13 protein-coding genes are annotated in these 15,439 nt (G+C 72.8%); 3 read left to right on the forward strand and 10 right to left on the reverse strand.

Features of this window, described 5'->3' with window-relative positions:
- Positions 1 to 45: 45 nt before the first annotated feature.
- The gene (locus ACFWIS_RS17260; protein WP_380454227.1) at positions 46 to 825 is read right to left on the reverse strand and encodes a DUF3152 domain-containing protein; all 780 of its coding nucleotides are present in this window, start codon (positions 823 to 825) and stop codon (positions 46 to 48) included.
- Between the two features lie 257 nt (positions 826 to 1,082).
- Between ACFWIS_RS17260 and ACFWIS_RS17265 the strand changes: the two genes are divergently transcribed.
- Positions 1,083 to 1,514: a DUF3151 domain-containing protein gene (locus tag ACFWIS_RS17265; protein ID WP_380454229.1), complete on the forward strand. Its 432-nt coding sequence runs from the start codon at positions 1,083 to 1,085 to the stop codon at positions 1,512 to 1,514.
- 97 nt (positions 1,515 to 1,611) lie between these two features.
- Here ACFWIS_RS17265 and fbaA read toward each other — a convergent pair whose 3' ends face one another.
- Positions 1,612 to 2,634, reverse strand: a complete 1,023-nt coding sequence (fbaA, locus tag ACFWIS_RS17270; protein WP_188307415.1) for a class II fructose-bisphosphate aldolase — start codon at positions 2,632 to 2,634, stop codon at positions 1,612 to 1,614.
- A gap of 341 nt (positions 2,635 to 2,975) precedes the next feature.
- Here fbaA and ACFWIS_RS17275 point away from each other — a divergent pair, with 341 nt between their 5' ends.
- Positions 2,976 to 3,695, forward strand: a complete 720-nt coding sequence (locus tag ACFWIS_RS17275; RefSeq protein ID WP_380454231.1) for a DedA family protein — start codon at positions 2,976 to 2,978, stop codon at positions 3,693 to 3,695.
- A gap of 175 nt (positions 3,696 to 3,870) precedes the next feature.
- On the opposite strand, the gene pyrE is transcribed toward ACFWIS_RS17275, so the two are convergent.
- From pyrE to ACFWIS_RS17305, 6 genes are all read right to left on the reverse strand, one after another.
- Positions 3,871 to 4,407, reverse strand: coding sequence for an orotate phosphoribosyltransferase (gene pyrE / locus ACFWIS_RS17280; RefSeq protein WP_188307417.1), 537 nt, complete (start codon positions 4,405 to 4,407; stop codon positions 3,871 to 3,873).
- Between the two features lie 67 nt (positions 4,408 to 4,474).
- Positions 4,475 to 5,521 carry a hypothetical protein gene (locus tag ACFWIS_RS17285; protein WP_380454233.1) on the reverse strand — a complete coding sequence of 349 codons (1,047 nt, stop codon included), beginning with the start codon at positions 5,519 to 5,521 and terminating at the stop codon, positions 4,475 to 4,477.
- A gap of 179 nt (positions 5,522 to 5,700) precedes the next feature.
- Entirely contained in the window at positions 5,701 to 7,401 is a 1,701-nt protein-coding gene (locus ACFWIS_RS17290) for a polyamine aminopropyltransferase (protein ID WP_380454235.1), read from the reverse strand.
- Positions 7,402 to 7,570: 169 nt separating this feature from the next.
- Entirely contained in the window at positions 7,571 to 8,098 is a 528-nt protein-coding gene (locus ACFWIS_RS17295) for a DUF2617 family protein (protein WP_380454237.1), read from the reverse strand.
- 997 nt (positions 8,099 to 9,095) lie between these two features.
- Positions 9,096 to 10,256: a pyridoxal phosphate-dependent aminotransferase gene (locus tag ACFWIS_RS17300; protein WP_380454239.1), complete on the reverse strand. Its 1,161-nt coding sequence runs from the start codon at positions 10,254 to 10,256 to the stop codon at positions 9,096 to 9,098.
- A gap of 156 nt (positions 10,257 to 10,412) precedes the next feature.
- On the reverse strand, positions 10,413 to 10,967 hold the full coding sequence (locus ACFWIS_RS17305) for a YbjN domain-containing protein (protein ID WP_380454241.1): 555 nt from the start codon (positions 10,965 to 10,967) through the stop codon (positions 10,413 to 10,415).
- A 336-nt stretch (positions 10,968 to 11,303) separates the two neighbouring features.
- Between ACFWIS_RS17305 and ACFWIS_RS17310 the strand changes: the two genes are divergently transcribed.
- Positions 11,304 to 11,585: a helix-turn-helix domain-containing protein gene (locus ACFWIS_RS17310; protein WP_380454242.1), complete on the forward strand. Its 282-nt coding sequence runs from the start codon at positions 11,304 to 11,306 to the stop codon at positions 11,583 to 11,585.
- Positions 11,586 to 11,689: 104 nt separating this feature from the next.
- Here ACFWIS_RS17310 and clpB read toward each other — a convergent pair whose 3' ends face one another.
- Both clpB and ACFWIS_RS17320 read right to left on the reverse strand, forming a co-directional pair.
- Complete coding sequence (clpB, locus tag ACFWIS_RS17315) at positions 11,690 to 14,311, reverse strand: ATP-dependent chaperone ClpB (protein WP_380454244.1); 2,622 nt, start codon at positions 14,309 to 14,311, stop codon at positions 11,690 to 11,692.
- A 128-nt stretch (positions 14,312 to 14,439) separates the two neighbouring features.
- A complete protein-coding gene (locus ACFWIS_RS17320) occupies positions 14,440 to 15,372 on the reverse strand; it encodes a LysR family transcriptional regulator (protein ID WP_380454246.1) in 933 nt (310 codons plus the stop codon).
- Positions 15,373 to 15,439 lie beyond the last annotated feature (67 nt).

Below are 15,439 nucleotides of genomic sequence, written 5' to 3' on the forward strand. Positions count from 1 at the left end.
GTCCGTACCGCTGGGGTCCGTCCGGCACGGTCCGCCGGACGGACCCTAGGGGACGGCCGGGCCGCTCAGGTAGGTGCCCTCGGCCGAGTACGGCCAGGCGTTCGGCGCGCAGCCCTTGAGTCCGTAGATCTGCTGCATCATCGCGGGCGCGGGCTTGCCGGGGCCGGGGCAGGTCTCGTGCCCGTGGCCGATCCGGTGGCCGACCTCGTGGTTGATGATCAGCGCCCGGTACTCGTCCAGCGGGCCGCTGAACTGGGGCGAACCGGTGTTCCAGCGCTTGGAGTTGACGAGCACCTGGTTGCCGACGTTGCAGTTGACCTCGCCGTGGGTGTCCAGGCCGGAGGCGCCGCAGATCTTGTCCACGGTGACCGGGGAGGCGATCTTCACGGTGAAGTCGTACGAGCCGCCGGCGACCAGCTGGAAGGCGTTCTTGCGGTCGTTGGTCCAGCCGCGGCGATCGCCGAGGATGCCGTGGATCTGGGCGGCGGCGGACGTGGCGTCGAGGCCGATGCCGTCCTCGACCTCCACCCGGTAGCGGCGCACGGTGCCGCGGCCGACCGCCTTGGCGCTGGCGGGGGCGATGCTGAAGGTGCCCGAGCCCTTGGTGGGGCCGGGGTCCGGAGCGGTGGGCGTCGGGGTCGGCGTCGGGGCCGCCGTGGGCGCGCTGGTGGGTGTCGCCGCCGCCGACGCGGTGCCGGGCGACTGTTCGGCGGGCGGGGCGAACCGGGCCTGGGTGGTGGCGGGGGTCGGAGTGTCCGTGGAGCCGTTCAGCGCGAAGGCCGCGACGCCCAGCAGGACGACGGAGGCGATCATTGCCGTGAGCATGCCAGGGCCGATCCTGCGGCGTGACCGGCGGCGTCTGTTGCGAGCGTTCTTGGGTGGAGTGGCTCGCCTGCGGGCGGATCTGGCTGCGGGCACGAGCCACACCCTGGCATGGCGAACGGGTGAATGTCCATATACCCGGTATGCAACCTCCGGGGTGAGCCGGGCGCTGCGCGGACCCCGGCCCCGTGCCGGTCGAGCGGGCGCCCGATCACGGCCGGGCGGTTGACCCCAGGGCCCCGGATGGCAGACTGCACTCCATGGCGATTCACAAGAATCTTCTCGACGGCCCCGAACCGACCCTTCTGCCGGAGGACGAGCAGCCCTACCGGATGCTGGCGGAGGAGTCGGCCTCACCGACCCAGGTGGTCGCCGAATTCCCGGCCTTCTGCCTCGGCTGGGCCATGCTCGCCGACGACGCCTACGTGGCCGGCCGCCACGTCGAGTCCTACGCCTACGCCCGCACCGGCTACCACCGCGGCCTGGACGCGCTGCGCCGCGCCGGCTGGAAGGGCCACGGCCCGGTGCCGTGGGACCACCGCGGCAACCGCGGCTTCCTGCGCTGCCTGGCGGCGCTCGCCCGGGCGGCCGGCGCGATCAAGGAGACCGAGGAGGAGGCCCGCTGCTGGCAGTTCCTGAAGGACAGCAGCGCGGAGGCGTACACCGAGCTCAAGCAGTCGTCCGAGCTGTAGGGACCCGGACACGACCGTGCCCCCGGTGGATCATCCACCGGGGGCACGGTCGGTTCAGGCGCTGGTGACCTCAGACGCCCCTCACTTCAGACGCTTGTCACTTCAGGCGCTTGCCGGCCGAGCGCAGCTGCTCGGCGGCCTCGAACACGCGGGCGGCCATGCCGGCCTCGGCCAGCTTGCCCCAGGTGCGCGGGTCGTAGGTGTTCTTCTTGCCGACCTCGCCGTCGACCTTCAGCACGCCGTCGTAGTTGGCGAACATGTGGCCGGCCACCGGGCGGGTGAAGGCGTACTGGGTGTCGGTGTCCAGGTTCATCTTCACGACGCCGTTCTCCAGCGCGGTGGCGATCTCCTCGGCGGTGGAGCCCGAGCCGCCGTGGAAGACGAAGTCGAACGGGTCGGTCTTGCCGTACTGCTTGCCGATCGCGTCCTGCAGCTCGCGCAGCAGCTCCGGCTTCAGCACGACGTTGCCCGGCTTGTACACGCCGTGCACGTTGCCGAACGAGGCGGCCAGCAGGTAGCGGCCCTTCTCGCCCAGACCCAGCGCCTCGGCGGTGCGCACGGCGTCGTTGACGGTGGTGTACAGCTCGTCGTTGATCTCGTGGGTGACGCCGTCCTCCTCGCCGCCGGTCGGGGTGATCTCGACCTCGAGGATGATCTTCGCGGCGGCGGCCTGGGCCAGCAGCTCCTGGGCGATCGCCAGGTTGTCGGCGAGGGTCTCGGCCGAGCCGTCCCACATGTGCGACTGGAACAGCGGGTTCTCGCCCTTGGCCACGCGCTCGGCGGACACCGCCAGCAGCGGGCGGACGTAGCCGTCCAGCTTGTCCTTCGGGCAGTGGTCGGTGTGCAGCGCGACGGTGATGTCGTACTTGGCGGCGACGATGTGGGCGAACTCGGCGAGCGCGACCGCGCCGGTCACCATGTCCTTGTTGTGCTGGCCGCCCAGGAACTCCGCGCCACCGGTCGAGATCTGGATGATCCCGTCGCTCTCGGCCTCGGCGAAACCACGCAGCGCGGCGTGCAGGGTCTGCGACGAGGTGACGTTGATGGCCGGGTAGGCGAACTTGCCCGCCTTGGCCCGGTCCAGCATCTCGTTGTAGACCTCGGGAGTTGCGATGGGCATGCGATCCGCTCCTGTCGGGTTGCGGCGTACGGACGGTGCTGTCCGACGCTGTGTACGCCTTCGTGACGACTCCGTGCCGGCCCGCCGACGCGCGGCGCTGCGGTGTGGCTCTCCGGCACCAAGGTTCGAGGCGACCTCCGCGGTGGGGCCCTGAGGGTGGTGGGCCGCCGCGGACCGGACGCCTGGGCCATCTTCCCAGACTCGTGCCCGCAGGTCAGCAGGAGCCCGCCTGTCGGGACGTCGCACGTGACGGCTCGGCCGGAACCCGTCGGCCCGCCCGGACCGGGCCCGCGGGGCTTGGCCGGAAGTCGCCGGAAAGGTACGCCCGCTATCCTGCGCCCGTGGACTACAACCAGCTGGCCGTCAATCTGCTCGACGCCAAATCCCTGATCTCGTCCCTCGGCGCCATCGGGCTGATCGCGATCATCTTCGCGGAGACCGGCCTGCTGGTCGGCTTCTTCTTCCCGGGCGACTCGCTGTTGATCCTGGCGGGCGTCGCCGCCTCGAACGCGGCCTCCTCGGTGCTCGGCGACGGCGCGAAGCTGCCGATCGCGGTGCTGCTCGTCGGCTGCCCGATCGCGGCGGTCGCCGGAGCCCAGCTCGGGCACCTGATCGGGGCCAAGGTCGGGCCGAGGATGTTCGACAAGCCCGATTCGAAGATCTTCCGCCGCGAGTACGTGGTGAAGGCGGAGGAGTACTTCAACAAGTTCGGCTCGGGCAAGGCCGTGGTACTGGCCCGCTTCATGCCGATCATCCGGACCTTCCTGAACCCGGTGGCCGGCACCCTGGAGATGCCCGCCCGGACCTTCTTCGTCTGGAACGTCATCGGCGGCGTGCTGTGGACCGAGTCCATGCTGCTGATCGGCTACTTCTTCGGCGACGCCCTCGCCCCGGTGATCGACAAGTACCTGATCCCGGCGGTGCTGCTGATCGTGCTGCTGTCGATCTCGCCGATCCTGGTCGAGGTCATGCGGGAGCGCCGGAAGAAGAAGGCCGGCCTGGTCGAGACCCCGGCCGCCGACGTGGCGCAGAGCGGCAGCGGGCGGCACCGGCGCGGCTGAGACCCCTGCTGCGGCCTCGACGGCCTTCGCGGCGTTCACGGTCTTCGCAGCGTCGACGGTCTTCGCAGCGTCGACGGCCTCCACGGCGTTCACGACAGAGGGCCGGGCCCCGTTCCACGCGGTTTCACGTGAAACAGGGCCCGGCCCTTCGTGCTGTCCGGAGTCTCCGTACGGGTCAGAGGCCCAGGTCGTCCAGGGTGTACGCGGTCACGTACGCCAGGCCCTGCTCCTCGACGGCGGCCGCGCCACCGCGCTCGACGATCACCGCGACGCCGACCACCTCGGCGCCCGCCTCGCGCAGCGCCTCGACGGCGGTCAGCACCGAGCCGCCGGTGGTGGAGGTGTCCTCGACCGCCAGCACCCGGCGGCCCTTCACCTCGGGGCCCTCGATCCGGCGCTGCAGGCCGTGCGCCTTGCCCGCCTTGCGGACCACGAAGGCGTCCAGCTTCTGTCCGCGCGCGGCGGCGGCGTGCAGCATCGAGGCGGCCACCGGGTCGGCACCCAGGGTCAGACCGCCGACGGCGTCGTACTCCAGGTGCGAGGTCGCGTCCAGCATCACCCGGCCGACCAGCGGGGCGGCCTCGCCGTCCAGCGTGATCCGGCGCAGGTCGACGTAGTAGTCGGCCTCCTTGCCGGAGGAGAGGGTGACCTTGCCGTGCACGACGGCCTTGTCCTTGATCTGTGCCAGCAGGGCGTCGCGGTCGTTGCTCATGAGCGTTCAGTCTAGGGCCTGAACGCTCGGGGGTGCTCGCGACGAGGTCCTGTCGGCCGGACAGGGCCTAGCGTCGGCGCAGTGCCCTGACCAGCACCACGGCGCCGCCCAGCAGGGCCACCGAGCCGCCGATCACCCACGGCACCGCGCTGCGGCCACCGGCACCCGGCACCACGATGCCGCCGACCTCGCCGCCCCAGCGGGACGCCGCTCGGGCCCGCGCGCTGCGGGCCGGCAGCGCCGGGGCGTAGCGGCCGCGCGGCGGGGCGTGGTCCACCTCCTCGGCCGAACGGCCGACGATGCTGCGGCGGACCGGGCCGCTGAGCTCGGGCTCGTCCTCGTAGGCGAAGAGCGGCTCGACCGGGAGCTCCTCGGCCACCCCGTCCTGGGGGCCGCCGTCGCCGGTGTCCGCCTCGTCGTGCTCGTCGACGTCGTCCGCGTCGTCGGCGGCCGAGCCGGTGGGGAGGCCGAAGCGCTCGGCGTCGGCGTCGGAGAAGGCGATCAGGTCCGAGAGGTCGTCGTCCAGGTCGTCGCCGGGCTGGTCCTGGCGGTCCTCGATGAAGACGACCTCGGCGTCCGTGCCCGTGCCCGTGCCGGTGCCGGTGTCGGCCGCGTCCTCGGCTTCGTCCGTCGTCCCGTCGGCGGGCTCCTCGTCGCCCTCCACCGGGGCGTCCGGGGAGGTGAGCGTGGCGGCGAAGCGCTCCAGCAGGCGGCGACCGGTGGCGTCGAGGGTCTCGGCGTCGAACTCGGTCAGCCGGCCGGTGGCGCTCAGGTCGCCGGTGAAGCGGATCGTCGCGGTGCCGTCCTCGGCGCCCTCCGTGACGCTGACCCGCACGGTGGCGGTCGCCTCGCCGTCGCCCCGGGCCTCCTGCCCCTCGGCGAGTACGGTCAGCACGCCGCCCCGGCCTTCGATCAGCGACAGCACACCCTTGTAGGTGATCGTGGAGCCACCGATCCGCAGCTTCAGCCGCCCGCCGATCTCCTCCGCAAGCCCGGCCCCGACCGCGGCCGGCTCGGTGCTCAGCCCCGGCACACTCCGCGCCAGCAGCGCGGGATCCTGCAGGGCCTGCCGCACCAGCTCTGCGGACATCGGGACGACAACCTCATGCTCCATGCCACGGAGCCTACCGACTGCACCCGGCCCGGTCCCTACCCACCACCGCCCGACTTTCCCCACCCCACCAGCGCCCTCCACACCCCTGCGCCCCACGCCACCCGCCCCGAACCCCGCCGGGGGTGTCCACCCGCCTCACCGGCCTCCGCCCGCTGCCGGACCCACCTCGGGCGGTCCCGTCAGCGGGGGCCCAGGAGGGTGAGTGGGGCCGGGAGGTGGGGCGGGCGGAGGGCGGTGAGGCGGGTGCTGGAGGCGTGGAGGGTGTCGGGGGTGAGGGCGCGGGGTGATGGGGCGTCGGGGGCGAGGGCGAGCGGGGGCGGGGTGGCGGCGGCGAGCAGGAAGTCCTGGGCGGTGTCCGGAGGGTCGGGGCGGCAGCCGGCGGTGGCGCTGCCCGGGACTGCGTACGGGGTGGTCCGCAGTCCGGCTGCCCGGAGGCCCGACTCGATCCGCCAGAGGCCGTCGTCGGCCCCGCCGTTCCCGCCGTTGACCTCGCCCTTCCCGTCGTTGACCCCGCTGTTCCCGCTGTTCCCGCTGTTTCCTCCGGCGCGGACGGCGATCCGACCGCCGGGGGCCAGCAGCCGGGCGGCGAGGCCGTAGAACTCCTGGGAGTGGAACTTGACCGGTCCGCCGTCCGAGGGTGCGGGCAGGTCGGCGAGCACCACGTCGTACTCCTCGTCGGGGGCGCCGCGCAGCCAGGCCATCGGGTCGGCCGCGGTGGTGCGGACCCGGGGGTCGTCCAGGGAGTGGTCGCCGAGGGCGGCGAGCCCGGGGTCGGTGCGGGCGAGGCGGGGGAGTGCCGGGTCGGCGTCGACCAGCCGGACGCTGCGAACGCCCCGGTGCTTCAGCACCTCCCGCAGGGTGAGGCCGTCGCCACCGCCGAGCAGCAGGACCCGGGTGTCCGGCCCGGCGGCCATGGCGGGGTGCACGAGGGCTTCGTTGCCCCGGTACTCGTCGGGCCCGCAGACCGCGAGCCGTCCGTCGAGGTAGAGCCGGAGCGGGCCTTCGGCTGGGCCGGTGAGCACGATCTCCTGGTAGTGGCTGCGGGTGGCGTAGCGGACCTGGTCGCCGTAGAGGGCGTGCCGGGCGGCGCGTTCGATCGCGTCGGAGCCGACGGCGGCGGCCGCGAGCAGGGCGAGGACGAGGGCGCAGCCGGCCCAGAGCAGCCGTCGTATCCGGGGGGCGGGTTCCTCGCGGAACAGCCAGAGCGCCACGGCCGCCCCGGCGACGGCGTTGACGGCCCCGGTGAGCAGCGCGCCGTCGCCGGGGCCGAGGAGGGGGAGGATGAGGAACGGGAAGGCGAGGCCGCCGATCAGCGCGCCGACGTAGTCGGCGGCGAACAGGTCGGCGACGGCACGGCCGGCGTCCTCGCGCCGGATCCGCTGGATGAGGGTCATCAGCAGGGGGATCTCGGCGCCGATCAGGATGCCGATCAGGCAGGTGAGGCCGACCATCGCGGCCTGGTAGCGGCCGATCCAGGCCCAGCAGGAGTAGAGGGCGAGGACGGAGAGTCCGCCGGTGAGCGCGAGGGCGCATTCGACCAGGGCGAAGGCGGTGGCGGGCCGGCTGGTGAGCCGTTTGGCGAGCAGGGAGCCGAGGCCCATCGCGAACACCATGACGGAGAGCACGACGGACGTTTGGGTGACGGCGTCCCCGAGCAGGTAGTCGCCGAGCGCGACGAGTTCGAGTTCGTAGACGAGTCCGCAGGCCGCGCAGACGAAGGCGGCCAGCAGGACGGTCAGCCGGGCGAGCCGGGGTCGGGAGCGCAGCCGGGATCGACGGCGGGTGGGCAGGGGGGTGAGGCTTCGCCCGGGCCGGGGTGGGGTGCCGTCGTCGAGGTCCACTCGCGGGCGTGCGGGCGGACCGGCCGGATGGTTGATCACGAACAAACGCTAGGGGACGTGCGGGACGGATCGCTGCGCCCATCCGACGGACAGCGAGGACCGTCGGATTGACGAATCGTTCCTGCGTGCGATTCATAGGCTTGGGCCGGGTGGTGTGTGACCGGATCGGCGATGGCGCCCGGGCTCTGGGTGCCCGGTCCGTCGGTGGTCACGCCCTCGACACCACCAGCGAGGAGCGGGTGCAGACCAGCTGCCCCTCCTGCGGGTAGGCGTGCCAGGTCCGCCAGAGCAGCCGGTCCGTACCGCCCTGGGTGACGAGCGCGGTGAAGGCGCTCGGGTCCCCCGGGAAGACTCCGGCGAGGCCGCGCGGGTGCCCCTCGACCAGGGCCAGCAGTTCCTGGGCGCGGGCCGCGAAGTCGTGCGGCGGCAGGGCCTCGATCCGGGCGGCGAACTCGTACTCCCAGCCGCCGACCTGCTTGGCCACCCTGGCGGGTAGCGGGGTGCGGCGGCCGGGCAGGCAGGCGACGGTCTCCAGGCAGTCGCCGGGGCCGGCCGAGATCACCACCTGGTGCGAGGCGCCCAGCAACCGCAGCTGGAGGGTGCCGGAGGTGCCGGGGCGGTCGGTGTCGAGTCTCAGGTCGCGGACGGCGAGAGCGGGCAGCGGCTCGCCGCCGAGGCACCAGGCGAGGTCACCGGCGCGGGTGTCCGTGTAGGAGGTCTGCAGTGTGGTGAGCATGCTCGGCTCCGCGTTTCAGCTCCGTGCGCGCCCGCCGAGCAGCATCGAGTAGGCCTGGGCCGATGGCGAGGCTGTTCGTGGCTGTGCGGCCCTGGGCGCGGCCGACCGTGGAAGGAAGGATTCCGGCTGGAGATTCAGCAGCAGAGAAGCATGAATACGCCGGGTCCGTCGGTGATTTACCCAACTTTGTCAAGCATTCACCGTTTCGAGCACACCTGCTTCCCGGCTCTGATCGACCCGGTGTGCGACTCTGCACAGCGCGCGCCCCTGTAACCGGCCTGTGCGCCGTGTGCGCCGGTAGTGCGCTGTTCGCGCGCTACATGCGCCGCCGCCCTCGACACGCCGGGCGCGGAGGGCCGCTCCGGCGTGCCGGACGGGTCGCCCGGTTTGCCTCAACGGCAGCAAAGAAGCCTGTCACTCATGGAAGTTGAGAGCCAATCAGCACGGCAGTCGGGCCAGAATTGGACCCGTCCAATGGGGGGCGCGCGAAACCTCTCCGAGCGCCGCCTGCGCGCACCGCACCCCTGGAGTACCCGACCCCTTTGCACAAACCGCCCCACCCCCGGGCTATGGGTGGCCACGGCCTGCCGGTGGTCGCGCCGGCGTGCTACGTCACGGTGCTCGGCCGGCACCTGTGCCGGACGATGTGATCGCCAACTCTTCATGGTGACAAGACCATTGGGTCGGGCTGGCGGCGGAGGGTTCGCGGAACCGCCCCGCAGGGGGAAACGCCTCATGGCACTCGCCACGCATTCCGGACTCACCGCCAAGTCGCCCGCTGCATAGGAAGGTTGGCGTCGCGCAAGCTACGACTGGCGCAGCTCGGCGTACGCCGTCGCGGCACTGTTCCGGGTGCTCGTCGTCGCCCGGCGGCGGCTGGCCGTCCGTCTGCTCGGTACGGCCGCAGGGGTCTGACGTGCCCAGGCGGTGGTCTTCGCCCACGAGGCCGGTCCGGTGGCCCCGGGCGGCTGAGCGCGCTCTTCCACCGTGTGGTCGGTCAGAGCCGCCGCAGGCGGGTGACGGCCTCGGTGAGCACCTCGTCCTTCTTGCAGAAGGCGAAGCGCACCTGGCTGCGGCCCGCGTCGGGGTCGTCGTAGAAGACGGCGTTGGGGATGGCGACCACACCGCAGCGCTCGGGGAGGGCGCGGCAGAACTCGATGCCGTCCTTCTCGCCGAGGGGGGTGATGTCGGTGGTGACGAAGTAGGTGCCCTCGGGGGTGAAGGCCCGGAAGCCGGCCGCGGTGAGGCCGTCGAGCAGCAGGTCGCGCTTGCGGCGCAGGTCGGTGCGCAGGGTGTCGAAGTAGCTGTCGGGGAGGCGGAGCGCCTCGGCGACGGCGTACTGGAAGGGGCCGGCGCTGACGTAGGTGAGGTACTGCTTGGCGGTGCGGACGGCGGAGACCAGGGCGGGGCTCCCGGTGACCCAGCCGACCTTCCAGCCGGTGAAGGAGAAGGTCTTGCCGGCCGAGGAGATGGTGACGGTGCGCTCGCGCATGCCGGGGAGGGCGGCGAGCGGGTGGTGGGTGGCGCCGAAGACCAGGTGCTCGTAGACCTCGTCGGTGACCACCAGCAGGTCGTGCTCGACGGCGAGGGCGGCGATGGCGGCCAGCTCCTCGGGGGTCAGGACGGTCCCGGTGGGGTTGTGCGGGGTGTTGATCAGCAGCAGCCGGGTGCGCGGGGTGATCAGGGCGCGCAGCTCGTCCAGGTCGGGGCGGAAGTGCGGGGCCCGGAGGGTGAGCGGGCGGCGGGTGGCACCGGCCATGGCGATGCACGCGGCGTAGGAGTCGTAGAAGGGTTCGAGGGCGATCACCTCGTCGCCGGGCTCCAGCAGGGCGAGCAGGGCGGCGGCGATGGCCTCGGTGGCGCCGGCGGTGACCAGCACCTCGGTGTCCGGGTCGTACGACAGGCCGTGGAAGCGCTGCTGGTGCTCGGCGACGGCGGTGCGCAGCTCGGGGACGCCGGGGCCGGGCGGGTACTGGTTGCCGCGGCCCTCGCGCAGGGCCCGTACGGCGGCCTCGCGGACCTCCTCGGGCCCGTCGGTGTCCGGGAAGCCCTGGCCGAGGTTGATCGAGCCGGTGGCGGTGGCCAGGGCGGACATCTCGGCGAAGATCGTCGTGCCCATCCCGGCCAGTCGGCGGTTCAGCAGCGGCCTGGTACCCATCGGTGGCTCCTCACGGATCGTCGTCAGGGCCATCCTGGGGCAGCCGGGGGCGGGCGACAAGGACGGTCCGGCGGTGCGGGGGGTACGGAGACGCGAACGGCCCGGCGCCCGGCCGTGCCGGGGACCGGGCCGCAGGGGTGCGCGCCGGGGCCGGGATCAGGCCTCCTCGCCGTCCTCGCCCTCGCCGTCCTCGCCCTCGATCTCGTTCTGCAGCCCGAGGCGCTCGACGATCCACTGCTCGAAGCCGACCGCGGCCTGGGTCCAGTTCGCGGTGGTGGTGACGAAGTAGTCCAGGTTGACGCCGGTGCCGACGATCATCTGGGCCTCGCCGATCAGGCGGACCACGCCGTCCTCGTGGGTGTGGGTGTACACCTTGGGCCAGAGGGTCTCGCGGTTCCACTCGTCGATCAGGTCGAGGATCTCGCCCTTCTTCTCCAGCGGGTACGAGCGGTCGTAGAAGGCGCGCACCGCGAAGAGCTCCTTCTGCTCGCCGCGGAACATGTAGTAGACGCGGAAGCCCTCCCAGGGGGCGGTGAGGTCGCCCTCCTCGTCCACGACGTGCTTGAGCTGCATCTGGTCGAGCAGCTGGGTGACCAGGGCCTGGTCCGGGACGATGATCGGCGGAGGGCCGGCCGGCCGGCCGCCCTGGCCGCCGGGCTGGCCGCCCTGGGGCGCGCCGAACGACGGGATGGACGACGGGTCGATGCTCATGGGGGTCCTCTTCCTCAGTGCACGTGGTGGCCGGCAATGAGAGGCCGCCCTTTCCACCTCCCATCCTGCCTCATCGGGGGCTTCGCTCACAGGGGCGCCGGGGGGCGCGTCGATCTTCCTCCGGGGGGCGTGCGGAGGTCGCGGTCACCCAGGGTGCGCGGGGTCCGACCGAACTGTCGGGCCCCGGGCGGGTGGGTGAGCCAAGTCACGCGCCCGGCGGCCGGGTTCGGCTGCCGCGCGGGCCGGATGCGGTTAGCGTGCGACGGAACTCGCCGTTGGCAAAACCCTTTTGCCCCGGGTGAGTTGAGGTGATTTGGACCGATGGGGGGAGCAGGGATGGAGCGTACGGTGACCGGGGAGGGCGCGTCGCTCGGGGCGCTGTTGCGGAACATCCGGCTGGAACGGGGGATGACGCAGGAGCGACTGGGCGAGGTGTCCGGACTGAGTGTGCGGTCGATCCGCGACCTGGAGCGGGGGGTGTCCTGCCCTCGGGTGTCCACCCTGCGGCTGCTCACCCAGACCTGGAACCTGCCGGAGTCCCAGGGGGCCGAGCTGCACCGGCTGGCGCGGGCCTGGCGGGACCGCTCCCGGCGGCAGCAGCGCGGTACGGCGGGGTAGGGCGCGCGGCGGGTACGGCGGGGCGCGGCGGTGGGCGCGGCGGGCCAGGGCGCGGCACGGGCCGCCCCCTCGCGCGAGCGGGGAGGCGGCCCGGACACCGGTGCCTACTTCTCCAGCGGCCCCCGGCTACGGACGGTGAGCCGGTCGCCCTCGTCGTCCCGCTCGACCAGCACGGTGTCCCCGTCGTGCACCTGCCCGGAGAGGATCGCCCGGGCCAGCTGGTCGCCGATCGCGGACTGCACCAGCCGGCGCAGCGGGCGGGCGCCGTACGCCGGGTCGTACCCGGTGAGCGCCAGCCAGTCGCGGGCGGCGGCGGAGACCTCCAGGGTGAGCCGGCGCTCGCGCAGCCGCTCGCCGAGGCGGGCCACCTGGAGGTCGACGATCCGGCTGAGCTCGGCGGTGCCCAGCGGGTCGAAGACCACGATGTCGTCCAGCCGGTTGAGGAACTCCGGCTTGAACGCGGCCCGGACGGAGTCCAGCACCAGGGCCTTCTTCTTGTCCTCCGGGATGGCCGGGTCCACCAGGTAGTGGGAGCCCAGGTTGGAGGTGAGGATCAGGATCGCGTTGCGGAAGTCCACCGTGCGGCCCTGGCCGTCGGTGAGCCGGCCGTCGTCGAGCACCTGGAGCAGCACGTCGAAGACCTCCGGGTGGGCCTTCTCCACCTCGTCCAGCAGCACCACGCTGTACGGGCGGCGGCGGACCGCCTCGGTGAGCTGGCCGCCCTCCTCGTAGCCGATGTACCCGGGCGGGGCGCCGACCAGCCGGGAGACCGAGTGCTTCTCGCCGTACTCGCTCATGTCGATCCGGACCATCGCCCGCTCGTCGTCGAACAGGAAGTCGGCCAGGGCCTTGGCGAGTTCGGTCTTGCCGACGCCGGTCGGGCCGAGGAACAGGAAGGAGCCGGTCGGGCGGTCCGGGTCGGCGATGCCCGAACGGGTGCGGCGCACCGCGTCCGAGACGGCCTGCACGGCCTCCGCCTGGCCGATCAGGCGCCGGCCCAACTCGTCCTCCATGCGCAGGAGTTTGGCGCTCTCGCCCTCCAGCAGCCGACCGGCCGGGATGCCCGTCCAGGAGGCGACCACGTCGGCCACGTCGTCCGGGCCGACCTCCTCCTTGACCATCGAGGCGGTGGCGGCCCCAGGCTCGGTGTTCGCGGTGGCGGCGCGCTCCTGGGCCTCGATGAGCTCCGTCTCGGCGGCCGGGATCTCGGCGTACATCAGTTTGGACGCCCGCTCGAAGTCCCCGTCGCGCTGGGCCCGTTCGAGCGCTCCGTGCAGGTCGTCCAGCCGCTCCTTGAGCTCGCCGACCCGGTTGAGGCTCTTCTTCTCCTGCTCCCAGCGGGCCGTCAGTACGCTCAACTGCTCGTTCCGGTCGGCGAGATCGCGCCGCAGGCGGGCCAGCCGGTCGACCGAGGCAGGGTCCGACTCCTTCTCCAGGGCCAGCTCCTCCATCCGCAACCGGTCGACGGCACGCTGGAGTTCGTCGATCTCCACCGGGGAGGAGTCGATCTCCATCCGCAGCCGGGAGGCCGCCTCGTCGACCAGGTCGATCGCCTTGTCGGGCAGGAAGCGGGAGGTGATGTAGCGGTTGGACAGGGTGGCCGCGGCGACCAGGGCGGCGTCCGCGATCTGCACCTTGTGGTGCGCCTCGTACCGGCCCTTGAGGCCGCGCAGGATGGCGATCGAGTCCTCCACGCTGGGCTCGCCGACCAGCACCTGCTGGAAGCGGCGCTCCAGGGCCGGGTCCTTCTCGATCCGCTCGCGGTACTCGTCCAGCGTGGTGGCGCCGACCATCCGCAGCTCGCCGCGGGCCAGCATCGGCTTGAGCATGTTGCCGGCGTCCATCGCGGAGTCTCCGCCGGCGCCCGCGCCGACCATGGTGTGCAGTTCGTCGATGAAGGTGACGACCTGGCCGTCGGAGGACTTGATGTCGTTCAGGACGGCCTTCAGCCGCTCCTCGAACTCGCCGCGGAACTTGGCGCCCGCGACCATCGCGCTGAGGTCCAGCGCGACCAGCCGCTTGCCGCGCAGCGACTCCGGGACGTCCCCGGCCACGATGCGCTGGGCCAGCCCCTCGACCACGGCCGTCTTGCCGACGCCGGGCTCGCCGATCAGCACCGGATTGTTCTTCGTCCGGCGGGAGAGCACCTGGACCACCCGGCGGATCTCGTGGTCACGGCCGATCACCGGGTCGAGCTTGCCGTCCCGGGCGGCCTGGGTGAGGTCGGTGCCGTACTTCTCCAGGGCCTTGTACGTCCCCTCCGGATCCGGCGAGGTGACCTTTCCGCTGCCCCGTACGTCCTTGAAGGCGGCCAGCAGCGCCTTGGGCGTCGCGCCCTGCTGCACCAGCAGCTCGGCGACGGCCCCGCCCTCGGCGGCCAGGCCGACCAGCAGGTGCTCGGTGGAGACGTACTGGTCGTCCAGGTCGTCCGCGCGCCTGCCGGCCTCGGTGAGCACTGCCAGGGTGTCCCGGGCGAGCTGGGGGGCGGCGACCGTCGAGCCCATCGCGCTGGGCAGCGCGGTCAGCTGGCGGCGCGCCTCGGCGTCGATCCGGGCCGCGTTCACCCCGACCGCCTCCAACAGGGGCCGGGCGATGCCCTCGGGCTGCTCCAGCAGGGCGATCAGGATGTGCACCGGCTTGACGTCCGGGTTGCCGGCCGCGCCCGCCTGCCGGATCGCGGCGGACAGGGCGTCCTGCGTCTTGGTGGTGAACTTGCTCGCGTCCACTGCTGGGGGATCCTCCCTCGTCGTCCTTCAGTACTGCCAGATACAGCATGCACTAAGTTGAGTGTATTCCGCTCAACTTTTCGGCGAAGCCTTTTCGGCCCCCGGGCCTTCCGTGTCGGCCCTGCCGCTCAGGCCGTCCGTCTCGGGGACCGGCCGGGGCGGCGCCGGGTCAGCCCCAGCAGTTCCCGGGCCGGCCCGCCGGGCCGCTGCCCGGCCGGCCACACCGCCCGCAGCGGCCGCCGCAGGTCCAGCTCCTCCGCCAGCGGCACCTCCACCAGCCGCCGGGTGGCCAGCTCCTCCACCACCGCCAGCTCGCTCAGGCAGACCGGTCCCGCCCCGGTCATCGCCGCCGCCTTCAGTGCCGTGGACGAGGCCAGCTCCATCCGGGGCGGCACCGCGCCCCCGTACGGGGTCAGCGCCATCTCCAGCACCTCCCGGGTGCCCGAGCCCGGTTCGCGCAGCACCAGCGGGGTGGCCGCTAGCTCCTTCCCGGTCAGCGGGGTGCGGCGGCGGGCCCACCGGTGGTTGGGCGCCACCACGACCACCAGCCGGTCCGCAGCCACCACGGCACCGCCCAGTCCGGGCGGGGTGGACGGGCCCTCGACGAAGCCGAGGTCGGCGTCCCCGGCGAGCACGTGCCCGGCGACCTCCGCCGAGTTGGCCGTCCGCAGCGTCACCGCCGTCCCCGGACTGGCCTCGGAGAGCGCCAGCAGCCAGCCCGGCATCAGGTACTCGGCGACGGTCAGACTGGCCACCACCCGCAGCTTGGCGTCCCGCCGCTCGCGCAGCGCGTCGATCCCGGCGTCCAGCGCCTGCGCCGCCTCCACCACCTGCCGGGCCCACTCGACCACCAGCCGGCCCGCCTCGGTCGGCCGGCTGCCCCGGGGGGAGCGCTCCAGCAGCGGGACGCCGATCTGCCGCTCCATGCCCTTGATCCGGGCGCTCGCGGTCGGCTGGCTCACCCCCAGCTCGGCCGCCGCCCGGCCGACGCTGCCGAGCCGGGCCACCGAGAGCAGCAGTTCCAGGGCACCCAGTTCGGGGACGTGCGGGGAGAGGGGCATAGGTTCAGGCTATGCCCTCATAGAATCCGCGGCGCTACCGGAGGGCGGGCCGCTCGGCGACGGTGGA

The organism is Kitasatospora sp. NPDC127060 (genome assembly GCF_042724935.1).
Lineage (GTDB): Bacteria > Actinomycetota > Actinomycetes > Streptomycetales > Streptomycetaceae > Kitasatospora.